The sequence below is a fragment of the Pseudoalteromonas sp. McH1-42 genome (assembly GCF_022347845.1).
Lineage (GTDB): Bacteria > Pseudomonadota > Gammaproteobacteria > Enterobacterales > Alteromonadaceae > Pseudoalteromonas > Pseudoalteromonas rubra_D.
Genome location: NZ_JAKRFU010000012.1, coordinates 121,165 through 144,124, shown reverse-complemented (window position 1 = coordinate 144,124; position 22,960 = coordinate 121,165). Strand labels below are relative to the sequence as shown.

Genomic DNA, 22,960 nt, shown 5'->3' with positions numbered 1-22,960 from the left:
GTCGCCGGTATGTTTAAAACGCTAATTCCTGTTACTGGCGTTGATCCACTTCTACTTTGCCGTCTTTGATCACCAGAGTAACGGTTTCCATAACCTGAATGTCCTCCAGCGGATTACCTGGTACAGCAATAATGTCGGCCAATTTTCCAGCCTCTAAAGAGCCCAGTTTGTCCTGCATTTTTAGTAGTGATGCCGAGTTGATGGTTGCAGCCTGAAGCGCCTGTAGCTCATTCATGCCAAATTTAACCATACGACTGAACTGCTTACCATTTTGGCCATGGGGGTAAACCCCACCATCGGAGCCAAATACCATGTTGACGCCAGCTTTAACGGCTTTGGTAAAACTCGCCCGCTGGGTGCCACCCACTTTACGCTCTTTATCCAGGCTTTCAGGTAAAATACCGGCCTTTTCCCCTTCGCTCAGGATATATTCTGTGTTGTAAATATCCATTGAAAAGTAAGTGCCGTGCTTTTTGGCAAGCACAATGGCTTCATCGTCCAAAAAGCTCACATGCTCAACTGAATCGACCCCGGCGCGAATAGCAGATTTAATACCGTCGGTGCCATGCGCATGCGCTGCAACCGTCAATCCTCGCAAATGGACTTCAGCTACCAATGCCTGCATTTCCTCAAAAGAATATTGCTGTGCGCCGACTTTAGTGCCCTTTGACAATACACCACCTGTTGCACAGAACTTGATCACATCGACGCCATACTTGATGTTCTCACGTACTTTTTGCCTGACGGCCCACGGACCATCCGCTACACCAGCTGCAACCACCTTATGCTCATGGGTAAAGAGGTTATTATCACAATGGCCACCGGTGATCCCAAGCGCAGGGCCCGATGCAAATATCCGTGGCCCTGGCACATCACCATCATAGATGGCATCTCGTAATGCCAGGTCGGCATAACCTGGTGCGCCCAGGTTACGAACGGAAGTAAAACCCGCAGCCAATGTGCGTTTGGCATTGCGCACCCCTGTAATTGCCGAACGCGGTGCTGTACGACGTAAACGTTTATAACCGTGAACCTGAGAATCTCCGGTCAGATGCACGTGCATATCAAATAATCCGGGCAATAATGTGTGGCCCTTGAGGTCAATCACTGTCGCGTCTTCAGGGTAAGCCCTGCGATTACTGCGTGCCACAGACACTATGGTGTTATCTTCAACCACCACAGTGGCCGGGCGGATCAACTTACCCGTCTTCACATCCAGTGCAGCATCCGCATTAAGAATCAAGGTGTCAGCAAATGCGTTGCCACAGGCCATAAGCACAGCAGCACTGATCAGAGTTGTTTTCAACATATTCGCTTCTTTTTTGTAGTAATTAGTCGGGTCAGTCTAGTCACAGCACGCAGACAAAGGCAAACTAACTGCGACTAAAAGCAATCAACGTCACGTATCCAGGCTGCAAATACACTAACTAGCTTGTCTGTGGTGCAGATGAAATCTCGTGCGTTGAGCCCTCGATTACATATCGATTAAACAAATACAAAGCGATCGCTGTCAGCAAGGCAAGACCACCAAATAGCGCCCACATTAAATCCGGGCGGCCATCCTGTTGCACCAGAGTTGCATAGCTCCAGCCAGATAAGAACCCGGCGAACAAGAAACCCAGTGCCATGGAGACGAAGTAGTACCCCATATATAAGGCTGCCTGAGAAGGCGGTGCAATGCTGGCCACATACTCCTGGCTCTTCGGAGAGGTGAGCATTTCGCCCAATGCAATCAGCAGGATCACAGTTACTATTACCGCGCCTCCCGTGGCTGTCAGCTCTACTGCCATCAGAGCAAACGCGCAACACATCACCACCAGTCCGGCCGTAAGCACGTAAAAAGGACGGATCCGCTGACATAAATAACTCACCAGGATCTGTAGCAACACAATGGCCGCAAAGTCGAGGTTAATCAAGTACTCTGGGTTAATCTGGCGATATGCTAACAACGCGCTGGTAAACTGCTGCAACTGAATCGTTGTCAACACTTCCAGTGATTGTAAGTGTGCCATCAGGGCTGAAAGCTCTGAGGCTGGCACATTTACCTTCAAATGCACCCACTCCAGGCGCAGCGCTTCAGCAGTCGGCTGAGTACCTGACTGCAACTGGGTATGCAATGCCTGCACTGCTTTTTGCAGCTGCGCACTGTCGACATAGGCAAAGAACGAGACAGCATCTTCACCAAACCAGGCGATAAAGTTCAACAAGTCGCGCGTATCTACATAATCGCGAATAAACAAGGGCAAGGTATAAAACAACTGATTATACACCGTCCAGAACCCGGCAATAATGGCCAGATACAAAGCAAAACGCACATTGCTCACCCGCATTGGCTGAGCCCACCAGCTGACATTCGACGGCCCTACTTTCGATGCAATGCGATCCCAGATCAGATTAATCACCAGCCACAATCCAATGCAAGAGAATGCTTGCGCATAGCTGAGCACCTCGACACCTGAACACATCAGCAGCAGGACAGCAACCAGCAAAGTCAATGCAAAACGACCATTGCCCAATACCGACTGGGCCTCTCTGAGCACATTGCTAAGGGAGGCTTTTTCACGTTTGAGACTGGGCGGATCACGATAGAACCACAACACGGGAATAAAGTTAACCAGGATCCAGCATGCCGACATCATAAACACCGCATCCCAGCTGATAGCGCGCAATGCGCCGGCCAGCAAAGGACCCAGAAAGCCACCAATATTCACCATGGTATAAAAAATACCAAACCCCAGGCCGCGATTGCTGTCATTGGTACTATGAGAAATGGTACCCACAACCACAGGTTTAAAACACGCAGCCCCCAGTGCAACCAAACTTAACGCAGCAAAAAACGGCCAGAAACTTTGCGCCTGACCCAGCAAATAATAGCCGGGTGCCATGATGGCAAACGACAGTAAAAACATTTTTCGATAACCGAGCTGATCGCCCAGTGCGCCGGTCAGCACAGGTAAAAGATAAAGAAAAAATGGAATTATCCCCTGTACAGCACCACGCTCAAGATCAGTAAAACCCACGCCCCCTTGTGCACTGGGCGTGGTCATATACACAGACGACACAGCAAAAAAGCCATACCAGGCTAACCGCTCAAAAATTTCCATCAGATTAGCCACATAGAAAGCGCGGCTAAACCCACGATGCTGAATATTTCCAGTTTGAAACTCAGGCCCTGGCTGACTGGAGGGTGTATTTATCGACATTGACTTGGATCCTATTGATTATTATTGTATACAATATACATAAAACACTAATAAGAGAAAGTCAAAATGTTACGTTTGAGTTTAATAGCGCTGGCACTACTGAGTGGCTGTCAGTCGATAGAAAAACCCCATCAAGATTCCAGAGCACAATTATCACAACAGCGTGCTCAGGCCATACCGAGCCCGGCCCAGATGCGCGTTGATATTGACGTTGCTGGCAGAACCAGCACATTAAATCACATAGACATCACGTATGTCGGCAAACAAATCCCGCGCACCTATAGCGATGGCAAGATCACCAATAGTCGAGGTTACAACTGGTGGGTCAGCAAACACTTTGCGCTGAAAAGTGACTTGAGCGAAGAAAAAGTGCGCTTATATCTTGAGTTACTGGAGATGTCTTACCCTCATTATGTTGAGCTGTTTGGTATGGCGCCTGCTAACATAGAGCATCAGCGTATTGCCGTGGTGTACGGCAGCTCTCGGGAGCGCGTGCGTGAAGCCATGCTGGATGACGGCTTTTTACGTGGTGTACACAAAACGGCGGGCGGTGAAACCATGTATTATAACCGTGCCGGATATAGTTTCCCCAGCCACCGCCAGCACCACCAGCGCTATATTGTCATCCACGAAACCATGCACGCCTTTCACATGGCACTGAACGGCCATTCGACCTGGGCACCGAATTGGATCACGGAAGGCATGGCTGATGCCATCGCCAGCCATACCTATGACAGCAACAAAAAACAGCTCAGAGTCATGGTGTTTGACCGCGCACCGATGAACTACCAGTCACTGGGGCTTGCGCAATATCATCAAAATTCACAGCCTAGTTTTGAGCAAATCAACGACGACCCGCAGTTGCGGCGGGGCCTTAACTTCTTTATCGTGCACTTTTTGCTCAGCGACCCCATCCGTTATCAATACTTTAAGCGCTACCTGCGTTCATTAATGGCTCTGAACCCGGACTCAGAGGCCACATTGCCAACGGCCAATGCCTTACTTAAAGAAACGTTTGCAGACTGGCCAAAACTGGAGCGGGATTTTGCCAGGTTCGTCCACTCAGCACACCCCAGCTTTTATATAGTACGGGGGCCCTGGGAGCAAAATGGCGCAGGCTATTGGCTGCGCAGCAATGACCAAAAACAGCTGCAACGTTTAGATATCACCCCAAAACACAATGCCACACATCCTGTGTTAGATTACCCGGCGCCCGCTCCTCACCCTGCCATAAACCCAATTAGTAAAGAGTCTTTTTCAGCTTTGCTGACTCTGCAACCCGAACAACACACACGGGGTGAAATAGGGATCGGCTTACTTACCAAGCTCACGGCAGACAGCCTAGCCAAACGCGCCGGACTAACTGACAAAGCAGAGTTTGAACAAGATCAAATGATAAAAGTGTTACTTAAAGATGGCACCCGGCTGTCGGTCGATAACACCTCAAAGGGGACTTCTCTGGAAATTGCGCTGACACCCACAATTTTGCAAAGTTTAAAGCAAACGTCACAGCTCGGCCTGAATCTACAGCGCACCTCTGCAGGTCTCGCCATTGAGATTAAATCCGGCAGCAGCCAGCAGAACGTGCTGTTTAAAATGGCGGGCGACACGTTAAGTGTAATCGATTTTCAACAGGTCGCCTTACTTGGTCGCAACATGAACCACACGATCACCCCTTACCTGTTCGGCCACACATATAAGGTGCCGGACCTAAGCAAAGACACCGCCAATCCCTGGTACTTCGCTAATGCAGATCTGGCGCATCGGGCTTTTAATACGTGTGTCGAGTTTTCGACTCAACTGCCGGGCTGCATGGCAACATTGCGCGACCAATTAGCTCAACAAGCGAGCGTTACGAAGCACCCCACTATTAGTAGAAACCTAAACTCTCTGATGCAGGACTGGCAAGGTAAGCTCTCTGACACAGCCCTTTTTACGCTCAGTGGTATTGAATTAAAACTAAGGTTTGACGGTCAAACCCCGTTTATCTTTGCCCATAATCCGAGCGAACAAGTGGCAGAAATTACATTGCAAAACGGGACATCCTACTCCCTGTTGCCTGGTACACATAACCTGCCTCTGTCAGCCAATCACAGCACAGTTGACTATTCTGTGAGCTGGCAAGGCTTACTCCAGCCGGGTCAGATCACGCTTGCAAATCAACACTTTGACGGTGTGTATTTAAATGCACAGTTACCTCAGGATAAATCAGATATAGAGATCACCCTGACCGGTCCATATTCAGGAGACACCCATGGCAAATTGTCAGTTCAGTTTCTGCCCTATCAGACTCCCGAGGCTCAACCAACGCTCTGGGAGCAGGACGTCACCATTGCGCCGTACGAGAAAAAGCGCTGGCAGCCACGCTTGAATGAAGCAGGCAAACTTGAAAATGGCGTCCTAAAAGTAATTGCTATACTAGATGTAGATGGTGAACCCATCAGATTAGTGGAGCGCTTTAAGCTTTAAGAAACAAGCTGGGCCGACCGAATGAGTTGGCCCCGCTGCTATTAAGCCAAATATCGTTATATTGGCATAGCTGCATGTATTTCAATAACGCGCTATTTCAGGTAAAGCCCTTCAAGCTCAATTGCTGTTGGCAGGCCACCGCACGCACTTTGCTTATCATAAACAGTTACGGGTCTATCCCGTGCCTGCGCCGACAAAGCCATCGCATACCATGCGCTGTGACTGGGATCGTTAATACTCCAGCCCCACCAGCTATCTATAGCGCCGCACGCACCATAGGTAACGCCTATCTTCAGCCTCACCACCTCATCGACAACTTGTATCTCTTCTATTTTACGTTCAAATGAACTCCCGGCAAAACACAGCGAAGGGGCAAGAAAGAACAGTGGCAGAATTCTTTTCATAATATTTCCTTATCAATAATAATATTGCTACAAAATAATTGGTTAAAAATTAGAAAAATGTGGAATTAAAAAGTCGCCATTATAGTCGGTAATAACAGCAACTAAATAAGAAGTAACTAATATAGTATTAGCACTTGGAGACACGCTTAAAATCACGGCAAAGCGGCTCTAAATACAACGGAGAATATACCTAAAAAAGGGAAAAAGAAAAAGGTCTGGACACGACTATTTCCATTTCAGGATGGTTTATATGGAATAGGTAAAGTGCTCAACTCATAAAATACAATGAGTACCCGTAAACGCCTTGTACCCACCAAGCCAAGCCAAGCCAAGCCAAGCAAACAGTAGTCACTTTCAAGCGATAGCATACGCTTTTAGCCAGGCAAATTTAAGAATAGATGGTTTGGATTAGATCTGATAAATAAGAGGCTGTTGACCCATCAGCTAATAAAAGCACTGCAAAATTTTAACTTGCCACTTTGTACAAGCCAGACAGGCTCGCACACAAGCGCGTTAAAATTACTTACTCACCTTTATATATGCAGCATTGTGGCAATCTGTATTGTAATAATTATGTGCCATTACTTTATCTCCAGTAGCAAATGCCGTCATTGCTGCTGAGTAGGCTCGATCATGACTCTCTTTTGACCCAGCCGCAGTCAGAGGAAAAGAAATAGATTTATTAGCACATAAGCCAGTACCGCCCTCTAGCCAAATCGTAAATGTATTCTCGTTCCCATTTGTGTTTGAGATACCAGTAATAGTTGCGTCTTTAACGAGGTCAGTTGCGGCAGATAAATTGTACGAAAAAACGAGCAATAGTGTAGATATTGATAAACTTTTCATATTTAATCTCAAGATCAATTTTCAATTTAGCACAATAAAACGAAAGGTATGAAATACCTTACTACCAATTCGCTTAATAAAGTGAAATTGGTATAAGTTCAGCTGTCGAACAATCCCCAATGAAACCGCCGTCAGAGCCTTGCTCAAATTATACACGACAACTCTAAACAAAGCATGTTCATTACCCCTGACAAGGTTGCCTGACGACACGGAATCACTCTTTTTCATGATGCGCTTAAAAGCACATAAGAGTGTTCAGAATACCCCCAAACAAAACACGGTTCAGGTACTGACAGATAAGATATTCAAACCGATAAAAGCTTCTGGCGGAACTGGCTGCACCAACCACGTGTCTACAAGCCCTGCTTGCTATATTCTGACGAAAAACCAGAGTAAATAACAGCACATTGCGGGGTAATCTTCTTAGGTAACTTTGCAACAACGTCTTTCACATTGGAGGCAAAATCCGAGTTGCCTGGGGCAAACTTAACCACATAGCATACATCCTGGCTATTTCCCGTACCGCCTGACAAGGCGTCAGAACCGAGCTCCCAAAGCAATATCACCTTCTCTTCAAGATTAAGATAGTAATAGTCATTACCCCACCTGCTTTCTGGCACTGCCCTAATATAGCCACGCTCAGATCCAGCTATTTTTGCAGAGGCTAAGTGTTCAAGTCCCTCCTCATTACTAGGATATCGACCTGTTTTTAACTTATGCATTTCTAAGGCATCGGCAATATGCCGAAAATTGAGCTGAACAAAGTCTTTCTTACATCCCTGACTTTGCCAAAGCCACGGCCAGGCTGTGCCAACCCCCAAGAGCAAGAGTACAAGCAAAACAATCGTTCGACTTAACTTCATAAGGTTCCTTACGTACTAAACGCTCTGTCACGGAAGCGGCGTAATATTCCTTGCCATTTTCTTACGCGCTCACCTTGCAGCCATGCTCGAGCTCACTGTCGGCCGGCGCTTCAAACTTAGGCTCCATGAAGTCAAACATCATGTCCGTTACTTCAAACGAATACACCTTCGAGTCCTTTTCTATATTCCGTTTAGCGACTCGCTTTCTGCGAGTCTCCTTTTGTGCGTCAAGATAATGGATCTCGGCTCTAATACCTAACTCACTCGCTTTGCCGACAAAAAGATCACGCTGAGCTTTAGTCGTAAAACCCAAATCAAGTACAACGCTACCGTCTAACGATAGAATTTGCTCGCAAACTTCCCATATTTGCTCGTGACAACGACCCACACGCTCCATCATCCAGGAAAAATCAAGCGACTGCATATCTTTCGCAAATAATGTCTGCATCCAGGGATCAATCGAGAATTTTACCGCGCCCAGTTCCTTACATAAAGATATTGAATAAGTCGTTTTACCTGCCCCGATAGGCCCGCAAACCAAAATTAACCGTGCCATTTTTAAATTCCTATTGTTATTTCCTGTGAACGGCACATCATACTGACCATATTGTGGTGCAGACGTATCTAGTCTAATTTTGCCAGTACAACGTCTTGAGCTCTACATATTAAACCACTCATGGCCTTACAAACCAAAGCCCTGACTAAGGGCACCAAGTTCAATAGTGATATAGCCCACATCTAAGTTCAATAATACACTTGGTGACTCATCACTACTTTGTATTTATAGCCAAAAGATAAACAGTAAAGATATTAAATAGCTGGCTAAACACAGCTCAAACAACAGGTAACTCAGCTATTTTTAGAATATAACAAATGTCACTTCACGCCTTATTTTTAAACAGCAAAGGCGTAATTAGTAAACTGGCCAGCATGCAAAGTGCTATGATAAACCCAATATTTTGTAGCAAGCCTGTGTCAGAAAAAAGAAAAGTAAAAGCAATAAGCAACGCTGCTAATTGACTATAGCCTATCCATAACCTCGAACTACGGTTACCCGTGCCACGATACATCCAGATAAATATTACGGGTAAAACCAAAAAGAGTAGTACCATCAGAGGGTAGATGACCCCAGCACCGCCATATGTCACAGTTCCCTCCCTTCCGCGTAAAACGGTGATAAGCAGCAAAAAATAGTAGTCATAAAATAAACACTAATTTACTCATTGCCCCCTCGTTTGATTAATAAGGAATTTACAACACGATAAGGTGCCTGATGCCCCAAGGTTAACCTTATGTGGCAAAACGGATCTGAGCCTGGTTGCTCTGTTATATACCGTAATCCCGCTCTACTTTTGCAATACGCACCTTAAATGACTTGTACCAAAGCTTACGGCCTGATTTTTGCGCTTCCATGTGCTCTGCATTCGCTTTCCAGAGTTTGATGGACTCCAAATCTGTCCAATAGGACACTGTAATACCTAGCTCCTCTCTAGCTGATTCAATGCCTAAATATCCGGGTTGCTGTTCAGCTAACTCGACCATTCTACTTGCAATTTCACTATAACCATTATCCTCTTCTGTTCGACTCGAGGTAAAAATAACAGCATAGTAGGGTGGCTCCGGAGTATTAGCTAACAGTGACATCTGAATTCCTTAGGTATATGTTATTTCGCTTTTCTACACACATGTTGCGACAAGCAAGCTAGTTATTGTGAGTCCTGCGTACGAAAACGCCTGGAATTTTCTATTTAAAATCGGCATGGTGAACAAACACGTCTTTTTTGAACCAATTTCCCTTATGCAAAACCAACCTGGTAACAGCAATACACGAGCCAGCTTTTATGTCTGAGAACATATGCATTTCTATTTGCCGTCTTGATGAAGCCATTGTACGTTTGTTTCTTTGATACCTAAACCAGCCTTAAACTTTACAGGAAACGCTAATGTTGGTTTTCCTGCCCAACCTCGCTCCAGGTATAAATTATACCCTTCGCCATTTCTTTCGTACCGTACGGCAGACAACCATATACCATCCCAGTCCCCCAAAAACTCCAACTCACTAAGGCTACCGGGATAGTGACCATTTCTGAGTTTATGTAATTCTATGATTGATACAGCTGATACAAAGTTCTGCTTACCAAACTTCTCGTCGGCACCGGGGACTTCAAAGTCACAGCCCAATAAAATTACCGCGAGCACTATGCTGATTATTGTTTTAAACATTTACTCTCTGTCCTTTTATAAAAATCCACACCATTTCCATGCTAGATATGATACTCAATAGCTGCTGCAGTTTATGAGGGGTTACAAGCTTATGCCACGCGTTGCGCCTTCCCCTAAATCAGATTGCTAGTTTTATTGCTGACGACTTAGCAATAAATTTGCTCCAGATATAGCTAAAAAGGTTGCGCAGCCTCTATTAAAGCGCTTTGCTATTTTCGGCTTCGTGAACCACTGCCTTAGATATACTCCGAATAGGGCATAAATTGATATTGCCACTAATTCTAAAATGAGGAAAGAGGCCCCCAAAACGAAGAACTGTTCATTTACATTGGCTGTAACATCAACGAACTGAGGTAGAAAGGCAGTAAAAATTAAGATCGCCTTTGGATTTCCTGCAGCTAATAAAAACTCCTGCTTCGCTAAACCAAGTCGGTTGCGAGTACTTTCTGGTTCGGAGACTGGACTTGCTTCCGAGCGCCAGAGATTAAAGGCAATCCACAACAAGTATGCAGCACCGGCAACTTTAATGGTCAAAAACAGCGTCTCAGATGCAAAGAGCACAACCGCTAAACCTGAAGCAGCCAAAGCAATCATGACTGTGAATGCCACAATTCGACCCAGACCAGCAATAAAAGCGGATTTAAAACCGTAACAACGCGCATTGTTCATAGACAATAGGTTATTTGGACCTGGGGTCATATTGAGCGCAAAACACGCCAACGCAAAGAATAGTAAACTCCAAAACTCCATAAATTATCCCCATAAATATAACGTTCTTTAGAGCGGTGAGCCATAATTGGTCAGGCTTTGAAGTAAAGCAGAGTCAATTACTATAACTCTAACTTTAAGGCTTTATAATTATCTTTTTATGTATTCATAGTAGCGCTTTCTCGCTCTTTCATTCCCAGCACCAATACGCCAACCCATATAGTTCTTTACACCTTTAATTGATGCTAGAGCACGCCTTTTATCTCAACCTCTAAAATCTTACCTCAGTGGCCACGAGGAACCTGTTAAGCGCCTTGCTCACCTTCATTTTTGACCATTTTATTTACCGTTACTTTTACAGAATTGTAAGTGGTTTCAAATGTTTCTGTGATCACAAAACCAGACTTTTTATACATTTCCTTTGCGAAAGAATTCGAAGCCGCAACATACAAACTCGCACTTCGCGAGGTAAGAGACAGTAAATGCTCTAGTAGATCTTTGCCAATTCCGTGCCCTCGATAGTTAGGGTGTACAAATAACGCCCTTATTTCTGACTCAAAGATTGCGCAAAAAGCGACTATAGACTCAAGTTCGTAAACGAATATTTGGGATTCAAATAACAGTTTGCTTCGTTCCTTGTCTTCTGACAATGGAAGTAAAGTAAACAGTGTATCTTCCTGCGACAATTCGTCTAATTTAGAGAGGTTATATATTTTTTCTATTGACTGAAAGTCGACCTCTGAATACATCCTTATGGTCAAATTTTACTCCTTACGGCTCACGTCTGAATACATGAATGCTAGGATAAATTTAGCGACAAAGAAGCTCAATCCCGCTGATTTACATCCTTGATTAATGCGTTTGATATTTGTTCTACTACACCAATACAGTTTTATGGCTTGTTCCACATGCTCTTAGTTATGCACGAGGTACTTTTTAACAGGCACTTATTTTTTGTTTTCTTCATTTGGTGGTACATATGGATATTTCATCCCTGGGGCCCATTTTATTTTCTTATCTACGTATTCAGAAAAACCAGTGCCATCCTCTATGCCCAAAACTGAATGGCCAAAACAACTAACTAGTACAACCATTGATTCAGTACCACCATAAGGGTAGTCATGAGGATGAAAGTTCAGATGGTGGCACCCATTCTCTTTCGTGATGGAAATAAGATCGTAATCTCCATTCCAGAAAGCTTCATACATTGACTCTAAATCCCATGGTGGCAATGGCATTTCAGGAGATAGGCGAACCTCAACGGCGGTCTCTGCCCAAAAGTTTTGCCATTCTTTCAGCTCTTCGTTCGATGGGTCCCAGAAATGGCGCTTTTCACTTTCCGAAAGAAACTCGCTCAGTTTCATTTCGTCTGGCCCTTTCGAAGAATCTTTCTCTTTTTTCAGTAACTCAAAGAAACTTGTAAGCCGTGCCAGTGACTCATCACCCTGTGCATTAAATTTTACGTGGCAATATTTCATTGGTTCCCCTTGAGCATATGACACTTCGCTAAAGCGTCGCAAAATAACAGACTAAAATTAGCGAAATAAGGAGTGCAAGCCTGCTGTTTTTCGTCCTTGGCTGAAACGTTATTTAGGCCTGTGTAATGATTCTTCGTTGCCAGAGCAATAACACCCCAGCAAACACAATTGAAATAAATGATAAACAGAACAGCGGTTGCGAAGTTCCGGTAACACCAAAGGCCGTTAAAATTATCAGGCTTAAAGCTAAAAACAAGCAAGTTAATCTTGTCACATTTGGAAAGTCATATATCGATTTCACACCAAAAAAAATACACGTCAACCCCAGTAAAGAAAAAGTGAACAGACCAAAATAAAATAAACTTTCAAACATCATGAATGCACTGACAGACAAACTAATCAAAGATAACACGCCCCAGCCGACTGCTGAAGGAAGTATTAAAACCATCAAAAGTAGTTGTCTTATAAAGTTATTTTTCCGATTCAAAGGTATTCCTAACGCCCGTATCTGAGGAATCCCCAGATATTCATATTTAAAATCAATGCGATGGAGACACAAGGTATTGTTTGATTTAACTTATTTCGCTAAAGCTAACGAGATAACAACACCCTGTGTATTCTCTCCATCCTATACGATATGCTTAGAAAAAACTGCCCCAAATTCATGCCCGGCATCTTGGTATTAATGCTGGCAACCGAAATGCCGGGTTTCGACAGGTTGATAAAAAGGTTGGTCATGGCTCAGACGGATGCGTAGCAAAATCACTGTTCGCGAGCGTATGTAAATCGAAGAAAACTTTCGAGATCTGAAAAGCCCTCAATACGGTATGTGCCTCAGACATAGTAAAAGCCGATGTACCCTACCGGCTCGATACACTGTTATTGCTCTATTTACTTGCGACAATTATCCTCTGGTGGTTTGGCCTGTATGCTCGCACTCAAATAGGCAACGAAAGTTCCTGGCAAATACAATCAGAGATTGTGCCGTTTTGTCGACTGTCAGACTTGGCAAAAAGGTTATTTGACGAAATGGCGTGGAAACAGTCACGCAAGACTATAAGTGAAGAGGTTTGCTTCACATCGCAGCTTGAGAGCCCTCTTTTATGAGGGGTCCACAAGCGCCGCAGTATCTAGCTAAAAATAGCTGATAAGTAATTTATGGGCACAAACAAAGGCAACTACTTTTTGTCCGCGTTTACAATTTTGTTAGGTAAACTATTGACGCCTTCGGCCTCGGCTCCAATTAACAGTCGCGCAAATAGCAACAATCAACGGAGTAATGAACAGTGAAAATATATTATAAATTGTAGTCACTTTTTTGCTCAGCAAAATCATATTGTTCGATGCCATCAACTTTCAGAGAAAAGACGTGAAGCTTTAACAAGGTATTTCTCTGTACTGCCTCAAAAGAGCGTGCATTTTCATAAAATGCCACAAGCTGTGAACACTCTCCTTCTTTACTAAATTTCATCTCAAGCCCTGATTTATCTGTAAAAAATGTTAGCTTTTTCTGCATAAACGAACGTGAGCCCTCTTTACATTCTACAGAACGTATTTCTCCCTGAAGTTTTTCAAATTCAGTAAGCTCCCCAATACTGTCAGCATACTCAAATACAGAGAATCCATATACTAAACTGCTCAAGCCTATTAACCAAAGAAACTTTATAAATGCTGGCATCAATTCTCCTGCTCACCAAAAACCATACTCTGAGGAATCTTCAGAAGGCGCCAAATACTGACATTTAGCTATTGACGCCATAACGTTTGTTAAGTACCACTATTAGTAATAATCATTTCCTTTGCAACCAGAGCAGCAGATGGTAAAAACATAGTTGTAACCACACGTTGGTCAATGACAACATCATGTTTATTTTTTAATGTTTCCTTATTTTGCGCAAATGCCCCGTTCTTATTAAGCTGGCTTTCAATCAAAAAGGGTAATAGCGTCCCTTGTTTCGCCCACTTTTTCGATTTTTCTGTGGAGTTAGGGAAACCTGCGACTTTTTTACCCTTAACGAGAAATTGCCCGGAAGCCAATTTCACGTTAGCAATACCTGCTGCCCCATGACCACCCGTGCCTACAACACCGCCCGACTCATAGATTCTGGCAATGATTGACTGTATTTCTTTATTGCTCGCCACATCAAAAACAGGGCCGTACCCTCCACCTATATATACGCCCCAGTAGTCATCAGGATTAACGTCTTCTGGTTTAAGTGAACTGTTAGCTTTACCTAAAAAGTTCTCGTATTTTATTGTATAACTGCTGATTCCGAGAGGGTCCATCATAAAAGGAACTTTCCCACCTTGAGGTGATACAAAGTCCACGTCAAAGCCATGACTAACAAACACATGATATGGCGGTGCCACTTCCCATAGGTTGTTTCTTGCATCATGTTTTTCTGGATCTCCCATGTTTTCCATATTTGATACAATAATCAATACTTTTTTAGCTGGCTCAGCGTACAAAACACTTGATAGCAACAGACAAAGTGCACTAAAAAATAAACTAAAAAGCTTCATAATTTCCCTTAATTAAACCTGTGCCACAAAGACACATAACTTGTTGATTTTTATATCTTATTACATTTCACCATGAATACCCAGCAATAAATTCCCGATAATAGAAACTTTTGCACAACACTTACCTCCCCCTCAAGTGTTCTTTGCACAGGTTCTCGCACGCTTAATGCTATCCTGCTATCTCTTGTCTGGGATCATGAATTCTGACATATTAGATGACTGCCCACAGTCAGATTCGGCAAAGAGGTCGGACGACGAAATGATTATTTTATGCCAGGGAAACGATTACACGGTGCTATACACGAATACGTGCGTTTGATACACCAGCTTGAGCGAACTCAATTATTTAAGAAACTCCACGCGTTGCTGTAGCTGGCTTAAAATATAAGCGCGAACAAAACAATGGTTTCCTGCCCGCGTTTATAATCTGATTAGATTACTGTTCATAAACACGTATTACTGCGAATTCTGCGTACTTTTCGCCCTGCACTTGAAATAAACACAAATGATTTATCATCGATAGTGACTATTTTGTCTGTAACTATTATGCCTGTAGGCAAAGGGTTTTGACCTTGGCTTTCTGTTACCGTGATCGTGAGTTGTCCATCTTTAATCAACCAACTGCCGAGAGTAATTGAGTCTATCGAATTGCATTTACCGGAAGTGTATTGAATATGCTCTATAGTGCCATCACTTCTATAAGTACTGATATGACCTTCTTGCCCATAATACTTATCTGTTTTTGAAATTGACCATGACCCAACCAGTTTTTTCGAAAGTTCAAAATCTGAAATTGGTTGAGCAGTAACATCAACAGACACAGATAACAGAAACGCTACTATTGTATATTTCAAAATAAGCTCCCTTTTTAAATAAACCTGACGCCTTGCTCGGCCGCCGCCAGGGTGTAGTCGATTAGATGCAGCACCTTACTATGCTGCTAAAACCTTCTCCATTAAGACTGCATTTTTTCCATAACCTGGATATAGATTTGCTCCTGAGATTTCTTCGAAGCCCAGTAATGACCAAAAGCGACCAGCGCCTTGAACAGCAACAAGAGTGATTCGCTTAACCCCTTTACTTACACACACTTTTATTAGCAATTCCATCATTGAACGGCCTATTCCTTGGCCCTTGAAGTGTGGACCAACTGCCATATCATGGAGAAATAAGGAGTCGCTATTTACAAGGTCTGGCAAAGGCTCAAACAGCTTGGGAGGCTCATTGCCGATCCAAGGATGTGCCAACAAATAGCCTAAAACATCATCTCGATCTGACACGCAGACAAAGCAAGTGTCCGGTGATGCGAATTGCTTAGATTTGAGTACCTCTAATTCTTCTAGGCCAACTTCATGATAGGCACTATCTTGAATTTCTAAGATGCCTACCCAGTTTTTTTCTTCGATTTTTTTAATTTTCATGTGTTTTGTATGACAGCGTCAAAGGATGATACTACTTGGCTATACTTGTGCAATGAAGTGGAACTAAGCCAAGCGTTAGCAGCCCCACTACTTAATGCGCTGGTTATATTTCTCTTTGTACTGAGCAATTCGCGTGCTTTCCAAAGTGGTCAACAGCAAAGCTAAACAGTACCTTTACCATGAAAAAAATACTCACCATCAAAAACCAAAGTGGCAGTGACAAGTAAATCAATAAAAAGATGCCATAGCACATAAAATTAGCGGCAACAAAAGACTGAATTGACTTCCCCTTTAGCGCATTGACTATCAATGCTGACACGATAGTGTAGCCCCAAATCATGATTGCACTACCCATGGGTTCAGAAAGCAACCATGCAATAGCTAAAATATGAACGTGAATGGCGATAAAAATAAGGCGACTTTTGGGCCGCCGAGAATAAAATTCATTCGTGCCATAGCTAAAATTAGCAATGCAGCCCGCCAATACATCAAAGATTAATAGAAAAGCTATGATTGATTTCCAATTATCTAAGCTTGTATCTGCAACTGAATAAACAATCCAACTTCCGAACAAGGCAAATACAATCGTACAACAAACCTCTAAAAGTGATTGTTTTTCACCAAATACTTCGAAAAGAAATTCTGGGGTTTTAAAGTACCTCATTGCCTGTGTACCACTTCCTTATATGCACCGAACTTTAATATAAAATATAGCGAGAATGCCAGCTTAAGCCTGTTCCTAATGGCCTTCTAGCTCTTCATTAAAAAAACTTAACCATAATGGGTACAACCTACCACCCAGAGCATCAGCCTGCAAGCCTGACGAGGGACGTACTCTTAGCAATTCATTCACCTTAGCGCGAGCTACAGGAACCTGACAAACTCAACTTAGATCGTCCTCCCATTTCCAAAAATCACAATTTCACTTCCACAAATAAAGCCGAGTACACATACTCAAAAAACAGCCAAAACCAACAAATACAAACACTTAAAAAATGGCATGTGACTTGTAATGTCTACTATCAAGTACCCTTAGAGGATTGAGTATGGACATACAAGTCGAACAAAAAAAGAACACCCAAGTGAATTGGCTGTGGCTAGGCGGGATTACCTTGTTCGTTGTCGTGGCGGGCTGGCTGCTCGCCCAGCCCAGCGCGCAGGCATCCTTGCCGACAGAGGATGCCTGGATTGGTGAGGTCAGACAGGGAGATTTAGTCATTTCAGTGGCCGGGTTTGGTCAGCTTAAATCGCGCACGCCGCGTTTGATCAGTGCAGCCAGTGAAGCCACGATAGAGGAAATCGTACTGCGCCCGGGTATTGAGGTTACGCCCGACAGTGTGATCATGCGACTTAAGGATGCCAACCTGACTCAGGCACTAAAAGATGCAAAACGCACGCTGCAACAGGCAAAAGATCAATATTTGCAATCAAACATTAATCAGCAGCGTGAAATGCTGTCGCATCAGGCAGACCTGGAGATCTTAAAATCTGACTTAGAACGTGCTGAGTTAGAGGTGTCTGCTCAGGCAGGTCTGGTTGAGGATGGTGCAGTATCCAAACTGGATTATCAGCGTACAGTTCTGGAACATCGCCAGTTAACCCGCAGGATTGACATTGAACAACGTCGTATCAGTCAACTTGCAACCTTGCATACAGCTAACTTACAGCTGGCCAACTCAGATATCGAAGCCGCCGAAGAGGCTTATCAGCTGATCCAGCACAGAGTTGACCGCCTCACTGTGCGGGCGGGGATCACAGGTGTGGTGCAGCAGGTATATGTCGAACTGGGGCAAAGTGTGCCCATGGGCGCGCAACTGGCGTTGGTTGGCAGCACCCGCGATTTATATGCCCGATTGCAAATTCCACAGGCATATGCGGAGCAAGTAGCACTGACGCAATCGGTTCAGGTGAACACCCGCTCAGATCTAATCACAGGCACTGTCTCGCGTATAAACCCTGTGGTGCAAAATGGCAATATTGAGGTTGAAGTAGCACTGCCCAAAACTTTACCCGACAGCGCCCGGCCCGAACTCAATATTGAAGGCACTATACATATCAACACACTCAACGACGCGCTGTTTATCGACAAGCCTGTCGGTGCCAAAGCCTTTAGCCACGCCAGGTTATACCGTATCGACGCGAATACCCATCAAGCACACGCCATTAAGGTACACTATGGCGCCCAAACCGCACAGCATATTCAGCTGCTATCCGGCGCACAACCAGAGCAGCGCTTTATTCTGTCGGATATGGCATCCTATCAGGATGAGCCGGTCGTGTACCTGAGTAAATAAGGAAACAACAATGAACAACAAATGCGTTATTAAACTCACAGATATCACAAAACACTTCCTGCTCAGTGGTATGGAAACACAAGCCTTACGTGGCGTGAACCTGAGTATCAACGAGGGTGAATATGTTTCTATCTCTGGCCCATCCGGTTGCGGCAAATCTACCCTACTCAATATTCTGGGCCTGTTAGACACGCCTACTGGCGGCAGTTATCAGATCGCCGGAAACGACGCCAGCCAACTCAGTGTCAATCAACGCGCAACATTAAGAAACAAGCACATTGGCTTCGTCTTTCAGTCGTTCAATCTGATAGATGAACTGAATGTATTCGACAACCTGGCGCTGCCAGTTAAGTACAGTGCGCATCCTCTGAATGGCACTCAGCTCAAAGAGCGAGTGATGCATTGTCTGGAGCTGGTGCAAATGACACATAGGATAAACCATCAGCCCAATCAACTGTCGGGTGGTCAGCAGCAGCGCATTGCCATCGCACGGGCGTTGGTCAATCAGCCAGATATTCTGCTGATTGATGAGCCCACCGGTAACCTGGATTCCAAAAACGGTGATGCTGTCATGCAGATGCTGCACGACTTAAACGCACAAGGCACCACCATGTGCATGGTCACACACGACCTGAGGTATGCCGATATGGCCAGTCGCAAACTGTTCCTACTTGATGGCGTTATGGTAGATGAGGTGAAGCTGGAGATGGCAGGATGATCAAAGAAGAACTTAAACTGGCAGCGTCTAACCTGAAAAAGCTGCCCGGCTTTAGCTTCACCGTGATTTTTACACTAGCGCTGACCCTGGCGGCGCTGTGTGTAGTGATCAACATCAACCACCGGTTGCTGACCAAGCCCTTACCCTACCCCAATGCCGATACCTTATGGGTTACCGATCAGAGCGAAACCATCAACGGCGAGACACAATACGGCTTTCAGATGTTGCCAACTCAAGTGCTGCTCTACCAGGATCAACAGTTTATTGATGAAATGGCCATGCTGCATCACACCTCACCTCGTCTGATGGATGTCGACGGACGACCCACAGTGGATGTGCTGCGTGTTTCCCCTGAATTTTTCTCGTTACTCGGCGTGCCCATGCATTTGGGCCGCGCATTGAACAGCAATGAAGGGATCAGCGATGAACAAAAAGTGCTGGTACTCAGTTATCAGGCCTGGCTGGAAGACTTCAATGCAGATCCCGCCGTAATTGGCACCTTTACCCAGCTGAACCGGGTGGCTTATCAAATTGTGGGAGTCGTTGCCGAGAACTTTGAAGTACCAGAGATTTTTCGCAGCTCTGAGATCACTGGATTCAGCAGCTTCCCAGAAGCACTTAGCACCACTAATAACTGGAACAGCATCAGCAGCCAGTTTAATGGGATCGCTCGCTTTAAGCCGGGTGTGAACACAGCGCAAGCCAATCACTCACTGGGTGAGCAGATCAATACCCTGTATCAATCTCAGGAGAACGTTGCCCCCGATACCGCCATCGGGGCACGCTTCACCCCATTGCGCACCAGAATCATCGCCGAGAGCGATAACCTGGCATTGAGTTTATTGTTTTCCGCGGCAGTGCTGGTTTTGATTGCGCTGACCAATGTCACCAACCTGTTTTTATCACGAGGCGCACAAAAGCAACGTACTATTGCAATTCAGGCTGCACTAGGAGCTAAGCCACGCCATATTTTCATCAGTATGTTTTGTGAAGGTGCTTTATTGATTGGCGCCGCAACCGTGCTCGGCTTACTGGGCGCGCAGTGGCTGAATGTCCTGTTGGCCGACGACTTGAGCTATCTATTCACTCGTATGCAGGCATTGTCGCTCGATGCGCCCACTATTGTAGTTGCAATTACCCTGGCGCTGCTTATCACTCTGCTCATTGCCGCCATCACCAGCAGTCAAGTTAACTACCATGCCCTGACAGGCGCCCTGCATGCCAGCGGCAAAGGCACAGGTGCGCAAATCTCTACCCGCACTCGTCATATCCTGGTGGCACTACAAGTGATGTTTGCCAGTTTATTGCTGTTTCTGGCGGCCAATAAGCTCCTACCCGCCTATCATAAAATGACCCACCCAACCGGGTTCAATACTGAACACCTCTACTATGTGCGTGTTGATAGCAGTGCCACTGAGATTGACCCATTTGAACTAACCCGACAGGTGAAAAGTACCCTGAGTGCACAAGCAAATGTCGATTCTGTGGCAGCCAGTGCAGCCTCTCCATTAGCCATGAGCTGGAAAAACTACCTATATGACGAACAAATTGCGCTATTGGGCATAACCAGTTTGGCATTTTTAGATCAGGATGCTTTCGCTACTTTATCTTTGCCTGTCAGGCAAGGGCGCAGCTTTACCCCTATTGCAGCCTCTGGAGAGGATAACAACGAAATTATCATCTCGGAGTCACTGGCCAAACGCCTATATGACACAAATAACCCGCTTGGGCAAACGCTATACATCGACCAGGAAACTCCAAGACAAGTTGTCGGTGTCGTAGGCGACGTTTACGTACCCACCGGCCCGCTAGGGTATGAATTGGAGCGCTACTATGTACCGCTCACCGAAGGCAGCAGTGCGTTTATTATCAAAGCCAGCGGGCCTTTATCAAAAGTGCAATTTGGTGAGGTACTGAGAGATATTCATCCGACCTTAAACTTCTCGGTTTTCAGGAAAGTGGATGATATGCTCAGTCAGCGACTCAGACAAACCTGGCTTCAGGCCATGCTGACCGTGGCGTTATTAGCACTGACGCTTAGCTTGGCTGGCGCAGGCATTTACGGTGTACTTACCTATAGCGTGCAAATGCGTCGTTACGAGTTGGGCATTCATTTGTCTCTGGGGGCACACACACATAAACTGGCCGCTATGATCATAAAACAGAGTTTTGTGCCAATTTTTACCGGCCTGGCAGTCAGCCTGCTATTTGCAAGCCTGGGTTATCTGGTGTGGTCTCGTATCGGCGACGGACCAGTCGATGTGAACTGGCTGGCCATCATCAGCAGCATTCCGGTGATGCTACTGGTCGCACTAGTTGCCAGTTATCTGCCAGTACAAAAGGTGATCCGTCAGGACCCTATCCGGGCATTGAGAAATGAATAACAAATCGAACAACAGTCAATGAGGAAATGCAGGCGCTTCAAAGCGCCTGCCAGTTATACCATGCAAGGCACCCTACTTATCGTAGATGACAAGGCAGATATTCGCCTGAGTCTTCACATGCTGCTGAAAAACAGCGGCTTTAACACTCTCCAATGCAGCTCGCTGAGCGCTGCGGCAGACACGCTTGCACAGCAATCTGTCGACCTGGTGTTGCTCGATATGAACTATGAACTGGATACCACGTCGGGTCGGGAGGGCCTGCAATTTTTATCTAAGCATGCCAAAGCAACCCCATCCAGCCCAGCGTTTATTGCTATGACCGCCTGGTCGAGTGTGACCCTGGCTGTCGAAGCCATGCAGCGTGGCGCTGTGGATTTTTTTGCCAAGCCCTGGGACAACCACGCCGTACTGATGATGATCAAAAAACATCTGGGGCTGAGACAAATGGCCCAGGCTCGGCAAAGCGCAACTCTTATCGCTCAAAAAACCACTGACAAGACACTACGGTGGCTCAGTCCGCAGATGCAAACACTCAAAAAGCAACTTGACCGGGTTGCGCCAACCGGCGCCAATATTTTATTGCGCGGTGAGAACGGCACAGGTAAATCCCAGATTGCTCAGTACCTCCACCAGCAGAGCGCCCGGACAGGTACACTGATCAGCGTAAATATGGCAGCTATCCCCGATCCCTTGTTCGAAAGCGAACTATTTGGTCATGTTAAAGGGGCCTTTACCGATGCCAGGCAGGACCGCGAAGGCCGTTTTACTCAGGCCACTGGCGGCACCCTGTTTTTAGATGAAATTGCCACGCTGAGCGAATCACAACAAGCTAAGTTATTACGGGTACTGGAAAATGGCGAATACGAGCCTGTGGGCGCAGATCACACCCTTCACGCCGATTGTCGCCTGATCAGCGCCACCAATGCAGATTTAGAGGCGCTTCAAGCACAAGAGAGATTTCGCCAGGATCTGTATTTCAGGCTCAACACCATAGAGCTGACTGTGCCACCTCTGCGCCAGCGCAGTGATGAAATCATTCCGCTGGCAAAACACTTTATCTCGCACCATGCGCAAACCTACGGCTTGCCTGAATTAATTTTGTCTGATTGTGCATGCAACACCTTGCAAGCCTATCACTGGCCGGGAAATGTACGGGAGCTAAGTCATATCATGGAGCGCGCCGTATTGATGTGCGACGAGTCCGAGATCACTGCCCGTCAGTTGCAAATAAAAGCCGTCAAAACCGAGCTCAACAATCCGGTGTCAGAGTTGGTAACTCTGGAGCAGGCAGAGCAAAAACTCATCCGAATGGCACTGGCTCAATGTCAGGACAACGTTGAAGACGCCTCACTCCTGCTGGGGATCAGTAAAAGTGCGTTGTATCGGCGCATGGATAAATTCAACATTAAGACCCGGCACTCGTAAA

The 22,960-nt window shown here is 45.4% G+C and carries 22 protein-coding genes and 1 pseudogene; 6 read left to right on the top strand and 17 right to left on the bottom strand.

Translation table 11 applies throughout. The features are described 5' to 3' along the window. Positions 1-31 precede the first annotated feature (31 nt). Both MHN31_RS12290 and MHN31_RS12285 read right to left on the bottom strand, forming a co-directional pair. On the bottom strand, positions 32-1,309 hold the full coding sequence (locus MHN31_RS12290) for an amidohydrolase family protein (protein ID WP_125561699.1): 1,278 nt from the start codon (positions 1,307-1,309) through the stop codon (positions 32-34). 118 nt (positions 1,310-1,427) lie between these two features. Next, positions 1,428-3,203 (bottom strand): MFS transporter, encoded by a 1,776-nt coding sequence (locus MHN31_RS12285; RefSeq protein WP_239444385.1) that lies wholly within the window; start codon positions 3,201-3,203, stop codon positions 1,428-1,430. A 66-nt stretch (positions 3,204-3,269) separates the two neighbouring features. Here MHN31_RS12285 and MHN31_RS12280 point away from each other — a divergent pair, with 66 nt between their 5' ends. Further along, positions 3,270-5,672, top strand: a complete 2,403-nt coding sequence (locus MHN31_RS12280; protein WP_239444384.1) for a hypothetical protein — start codon at positions 3,270-3,272, stop codon at positions 5,670-5,672. A gap of 92 nt (positions 5,673-5,764) precedes the next feature. Here the strand turns inward: MHN31_RS12280 and MHN31_RS12275 are convergent, their stop codons facing one another. The 10 genes from MHN31_RS12275 to MHN31_RS12230 form a co-directional block, all read right to left on the bottom strand. Next, the gene (locus MHN31_RS12275) at positions 5,765-6,076 is read right to left on the bottom strand and encodes a hypothetical protein (RefSeq protein WP_125561704.1); all 312 of its coding nucleotides are present in this window, start codon (positions 6,074-6,076) and stop codon (positions 5,765-5,767) included. 519 nt (positions 6,077-6,595) lie between these two features. After that, positions 6,596-6,922 (bottom strand): DUF5992 family protein, encoded by a 327-nt coding sequence (locus MHN31_RS12270; protein WP_125561706.1) that lies wholly within the window; start codon positions 6,920-6,922, stop codon positions 6,596-6,598. A 353-nt stretch (positions 6,923-7,275) separates the two neighbouring features. After that, positions 7,276-7,785, bottom strand: coding sequence for a type II secretion system protein GspG (locus MHN31_RS12265; RefSeq protein WP_239444383.1), 510 nt, complete (start codon positions 7,783-7,785; stop codon positions 7,276-7,278). A gap of 61 nt (positions 7,786-7,846) precedes the next feature. Next, on the bottom strand, positions 7,847-8,341 hold the full coding sequence (locus MHN31_RS12260) for an ATP-binding protein (RefSeq protein ID WP_239444382.1): 495 nt from the start codon (positions 8,339-8,341) through the stop codon (positions 7,847-7,849). 770 nt (positions 8,342-9,111) lie between these two features. After that, positions 9,112-9,429 carry an antibiotic biosynthesis monooxygenase gene (locus tag MHN31_RS12255; RefSeq protein WP_125561714.1) on the bottom strand — a complete coding sequence of 106 codons (318 nt, stop codon included), beginning with the start codon at positions 9,427-9,429 and terminating at the stop codon, positions 9,112-9,114. Between the two features lie 219 nt (positions 9,430-9,648). Continuing rightward, the gene (locus tag MHN31_RS12250) at positions 9,649-10,008 is read right to left on the bottom strand and encodes a hypothetical protein (protein ID WP_239444381.1); all 360 of its coding nucleotides are present in this window, start codon (positions 10,006-10,008) and stop codon (positions 9,649-9,651) included. Positions 10,009-10,140: 132 nt separating this feature from the next. Beyond that, positions 10,141-10,758, bottom strand: a complete 618-nt coding sequence (locus tag MHN31_RS12245; protein ID WP_239444380.1) for a LysE family translocator — start codon at positions 10,756-10,758, stop codon at positions 10,141-10,143. 263 nt (positions 10,759-11,021) lie between these two features. Further along, positions 11,022-11,477, bottom strand: a complete 456-nt coding sequence (locus MHN31_RS12240) for a GNAT family N-acetyltransferase (RefSeq protein WP_125561720.1) — start codon at positions 11,475-11,477, stop codon at positions 11,022-11,024. Between the two features lie 186 nt (positions 11,478-11,663). Further along, a complete protein-coding gene (locus tag MHN31_RS12235; RefSeq protein ID WP_138537776.1) occupies positions 11,664-12,194 on the bottom strand; it encodes a hypothetical protein in 531 nt (176 codons plus the stop codon). A 112-nt stretch (positions 12,195-12,306) separates the two neighbouring features. Beyond that, complete coding sequence (locus MHN31_RS12230; protein WP_138537775.1) at positions 12,307-12,681, bottom strand: hypothetical protein; 375 nt, start codon at positions 12,679-12,681, stop codon at positions 12,307-12,309. A 286-nt stretch (positions 12,682-12,967) separates the two neighbouring features. Here MHN31_RS12230 and MHN31_RS12225 point away from each other — a divergent pair. Beyond that, positions 12,968-13,216 (top strand): annotated as a pseudogene (locus MHN31_RS12225) (IS4 family transposase); the annotation flags it as partial. Positions 13,217-13,491: 275 nt separating this feature from the next. Here the strand turns inward: MHN31_RS12225 and MHN31_RS12220 are convergent. From MHN31_RS12220 to MHN31_RS12200, 5 genes are all read right to left on the bottom strand, one after another. Further along, positions 13,492-13,872, bottom strand: a complete 381-nt coding sequence (locus MHN31_RS12220) for a hypothetical protein (RefSeq protein ID WP_239444379.1) — start codon at positions 13,870-13,872, stop codon at positions 13,492-13,494. Between the two features lie 89 nt (positions 13,873-13,961). Beyond that, the gene (locus MHN31_RS12215; RefSeq protein WP_239444378.1) at positions 13,962-14,717 is read right to left on the bottom strand and encodes a type 1 glutamine amidotransferase domain-containing protein; all 756 of its coding nucleotides are present in this window, start codon (positions 14,715-14,717) and stop codon (positions 13,962-13,964) included. Between the two features lie 443 nt (positions 14,718-15,160). Then, positions 15,161-15,571 carry a hypothetical protein gene (locus MHN31_RS12210; protein ID WP_239444377.1) on the bottom strand — a complete coding sequence of 137 codons (411 nt, stop codon included), beginning with the start codon at positions 15,569-15,571 and terminating at the stop codon, positions 15,161-15,163. Between the two features lie 78 nt (positions 15,572-15,649). Further along, complete coding sequence (locus MHN31_RS12205; protein ID WP_125561726.1) at positions 15,650-16,138, bottom strand: GNAT family N-acetyltransferase; 489 nt, start codon at positions 16,136-16,138, stop codon at positions 15,650-15,652. Between the two features lie 103 nt (positions 16,139-16,241). Continuing rightward, complete coding sequence (locus MHN31_RS12200; protein WP_194868252.1) at positions 16,242-16,802, bottom strand: hypothetical protein; 561 nt, start codon at positions 16,800-16,802, stop codon at positions 16,242-16,244. 382 nt (positions 16,803-17,184) lie between these two features. On the opposite strand from MHN31_RS12200, the gene MHN31_RS12195 reads away from it, so the two are divergent. Genes MHN31_RS12195 through MHN31_RS12180 form a run of 4 tightly spaced genes read left to right on the top strand, consistent with a single transcriptional unit; the run spans position 17,185 to position 22,959 of the window. Continuing rightward, positions 17,185-18,432 (top strand): HlyD family efflux transporter periplasmic adaptor subunit, encoded by a 1,248-nt coding sequence (locus MHN31_RS12195; protein ID WP_239444376.1) that lies wholly within the window; start codon positions 17,185-17,187, stop codon positions 18,430-18,432. A gap of 10 nt (positions 18,433-18,442) precedes the next feature. After that, on the top strand, positions 18,443-19,150 hold the full coding sequence (locus MHN31_RS12190; RefSeq protein WP_194868249.1) for an ABC transporter ATP-binding protein: 708 nt from the start codon (positions 18,443-18,445) through the stop codon (positions 19,148-19,150). Then, positions 19,147-21,534, top strand: a complete 2,388-nt coding sequence (locus MHN31_RS12185) for an FtsX-like permease family protein (protein WP_239444375.1) — start codon at positions 19,147-19,149, stop codon at positions 21,532-21,534. The genes MHN31_RS12190 and MHN31_RS12185 overlap by 4 nt, the downstream gene beginning before the upstream one ends. Before the next feature lie 18 nt (positions 21,535-21,552). Beyond that, positions 21,553-22,959: a sigma-54 dependent transcriptional regulator gene (locus MHN31_RS12180; protein ID WP_239444374.1), complete on the top strand. Its 1,407-nt coding sequence runs from the start codon at positions 21,553-21,555 to the stop codon at positions 22,957-22,959. Position 22,960 lies beyond the last annotated feature (1 nt).

What these genes read in the sequence shown, in the direction of transcription:
- MHN31_RS12290 (WP_125561699.1), bottom strand. Translation starts at nt 1,309, where the DNA reads ATGTTGAAAACAACTCTGATCAGTGCTGCTGTGCTTATGGCCTGTGGC.
- MHN31_RS12285 (WP_239444385.1), bottom strand. Translation starts at nt 3,203, where the DNA reads ATGTCGATAAATACACCCTCCAGTCAGCCAGGGCCTGAGTTTCAAACT.
- MHN31_RS12280 (WP_239444384.1), top strand. Translation starts at nt 3,270, where the DNA reads ATGTTACGTTTGAGTTTAATAGCGCTGGCACTACTGAGTGGCTGTCAG.
- MHN31_RS12275 (WP_125561704.1), bottom strand. Translation starts at nt 6,076, where the DNA reads ATGAAAAGAATTCTGCCACTGTTCTTTCTTGCCCCTTCGCTGTGTTTT.
- MHN31_RS12270 (WP_125561706.1), bottom strand. Translation starts at nt 6,922, where the DNA reads ATGAAAAGTTTATCAATATCTACACTATTGCTCGTTTTTTCGTACAAT.
- MHN31_RS12265 (WP_239444383.1), bottom strand. Translation starts at nt 7,785, where the DNA reads ATGAAGTTAAGTCGAACGATTGTTTTGCTTGTACTCTTGCTCTTGGGG.
- MHN31_RS12260 (WP_239444382.1), bottom strand. Translation starts at nt 8,341, where the DNA reads ATGGCACGGTTAATTTTGGTTTGCGGGCCTATCGGGGCAGGTAAAACG.
- MHN31_RS12255 (WP_125561714.1), bottom strand. Translation starts at nt 9,429, where the DNA reads ATGTCACTGTTAGCTAATACTCCGGAGCCACCCTACTATGCTGTTATT.
- MHN31_RS12250 (WP_239444381.1), bottom strand. Translation starts at nt 10,008, where the DNA reads ATGTTTAAAACAATAATCAGCATAGTGCTCGCGGTAATTTTATTGGGC.
- MHN31_RS12245 (WP_239444380.1), bottom strand. Translation starts at nt 10,758, where the DNA reads ATGGAGTTTTGGAGTTTACTATTCTTTGCGTTGGCGTGTTTTGCGCTC.
- MHN31_RS12235 (WP_138537776.1), bottom strand. Translation starts at nt 12,194, where the DNA reads ATGAAATATTGCCACGTAAAATTTAATGCACAGGGTGATGAGTCACTG.
- MHN31_RS12220 (WP_239444379.1), bottom strand. Translation starts at nt 13,872, where the DNA reads ATGCCAGCATTTATAAAGTTTCTTTGGTTAATAGGCTTGAGCAGTTTA.
- MHN31_RS12215 (WP_239444378.1), bottom strand. Translation starts at nt 14,717, where the DNA reads ATGAAGCTTTTTAGTTTATTTTTTAGTGCACTTTGTCTGTTGCTATCA.
- MHN31_RS12205 (WP_125561726.1), bottom strand. Translation starts at nt 16,138, where the DNA reads ATGAAAATTAAAAAAATCGAAGAAAAAAACTGGGTAGGCATCTTAGAA.
- MHN31_RS12200 (WP_194868252.1), bottom strand. Translation starts at nt 16,802, where the DNA reads ATGAGGTACTTTAAAACCCCAGAATTTCTTTTCGAAGTATTTGGTGAA.
- MHN31_RS12195 (WP_239444376.1), top strand. Translation starts at nt 17,185, where the DNA reads ATGGACATACAAGTCGAACAAAAAAAGAACACCCAAGTGAATTGGCTG.
- MHN31_RS12190 (WP_194868249.1), top strand. Translation starts at nt 18,443, where the DNA reads ATGAACAACAAATGCGTTATTAAACTCACAGATATCACAAAACACTTC.
- MHN31_RS12185 (WP_239444375.1), top strand. Translation starts at nt 19,147, where the DNA reads ATGATCAAAGAAGAACTTAAACTGGCAGCGTCTAACCTGAAAAAGCTG.
- MHN31_RS12180 (WP_239444374.1), top strand. Translation starts at nt 21,553, where the DNA reads ATGAGGAAATGCAGGCGCTTCAAAGCGCCTGCCAGTTATACCATGCAA.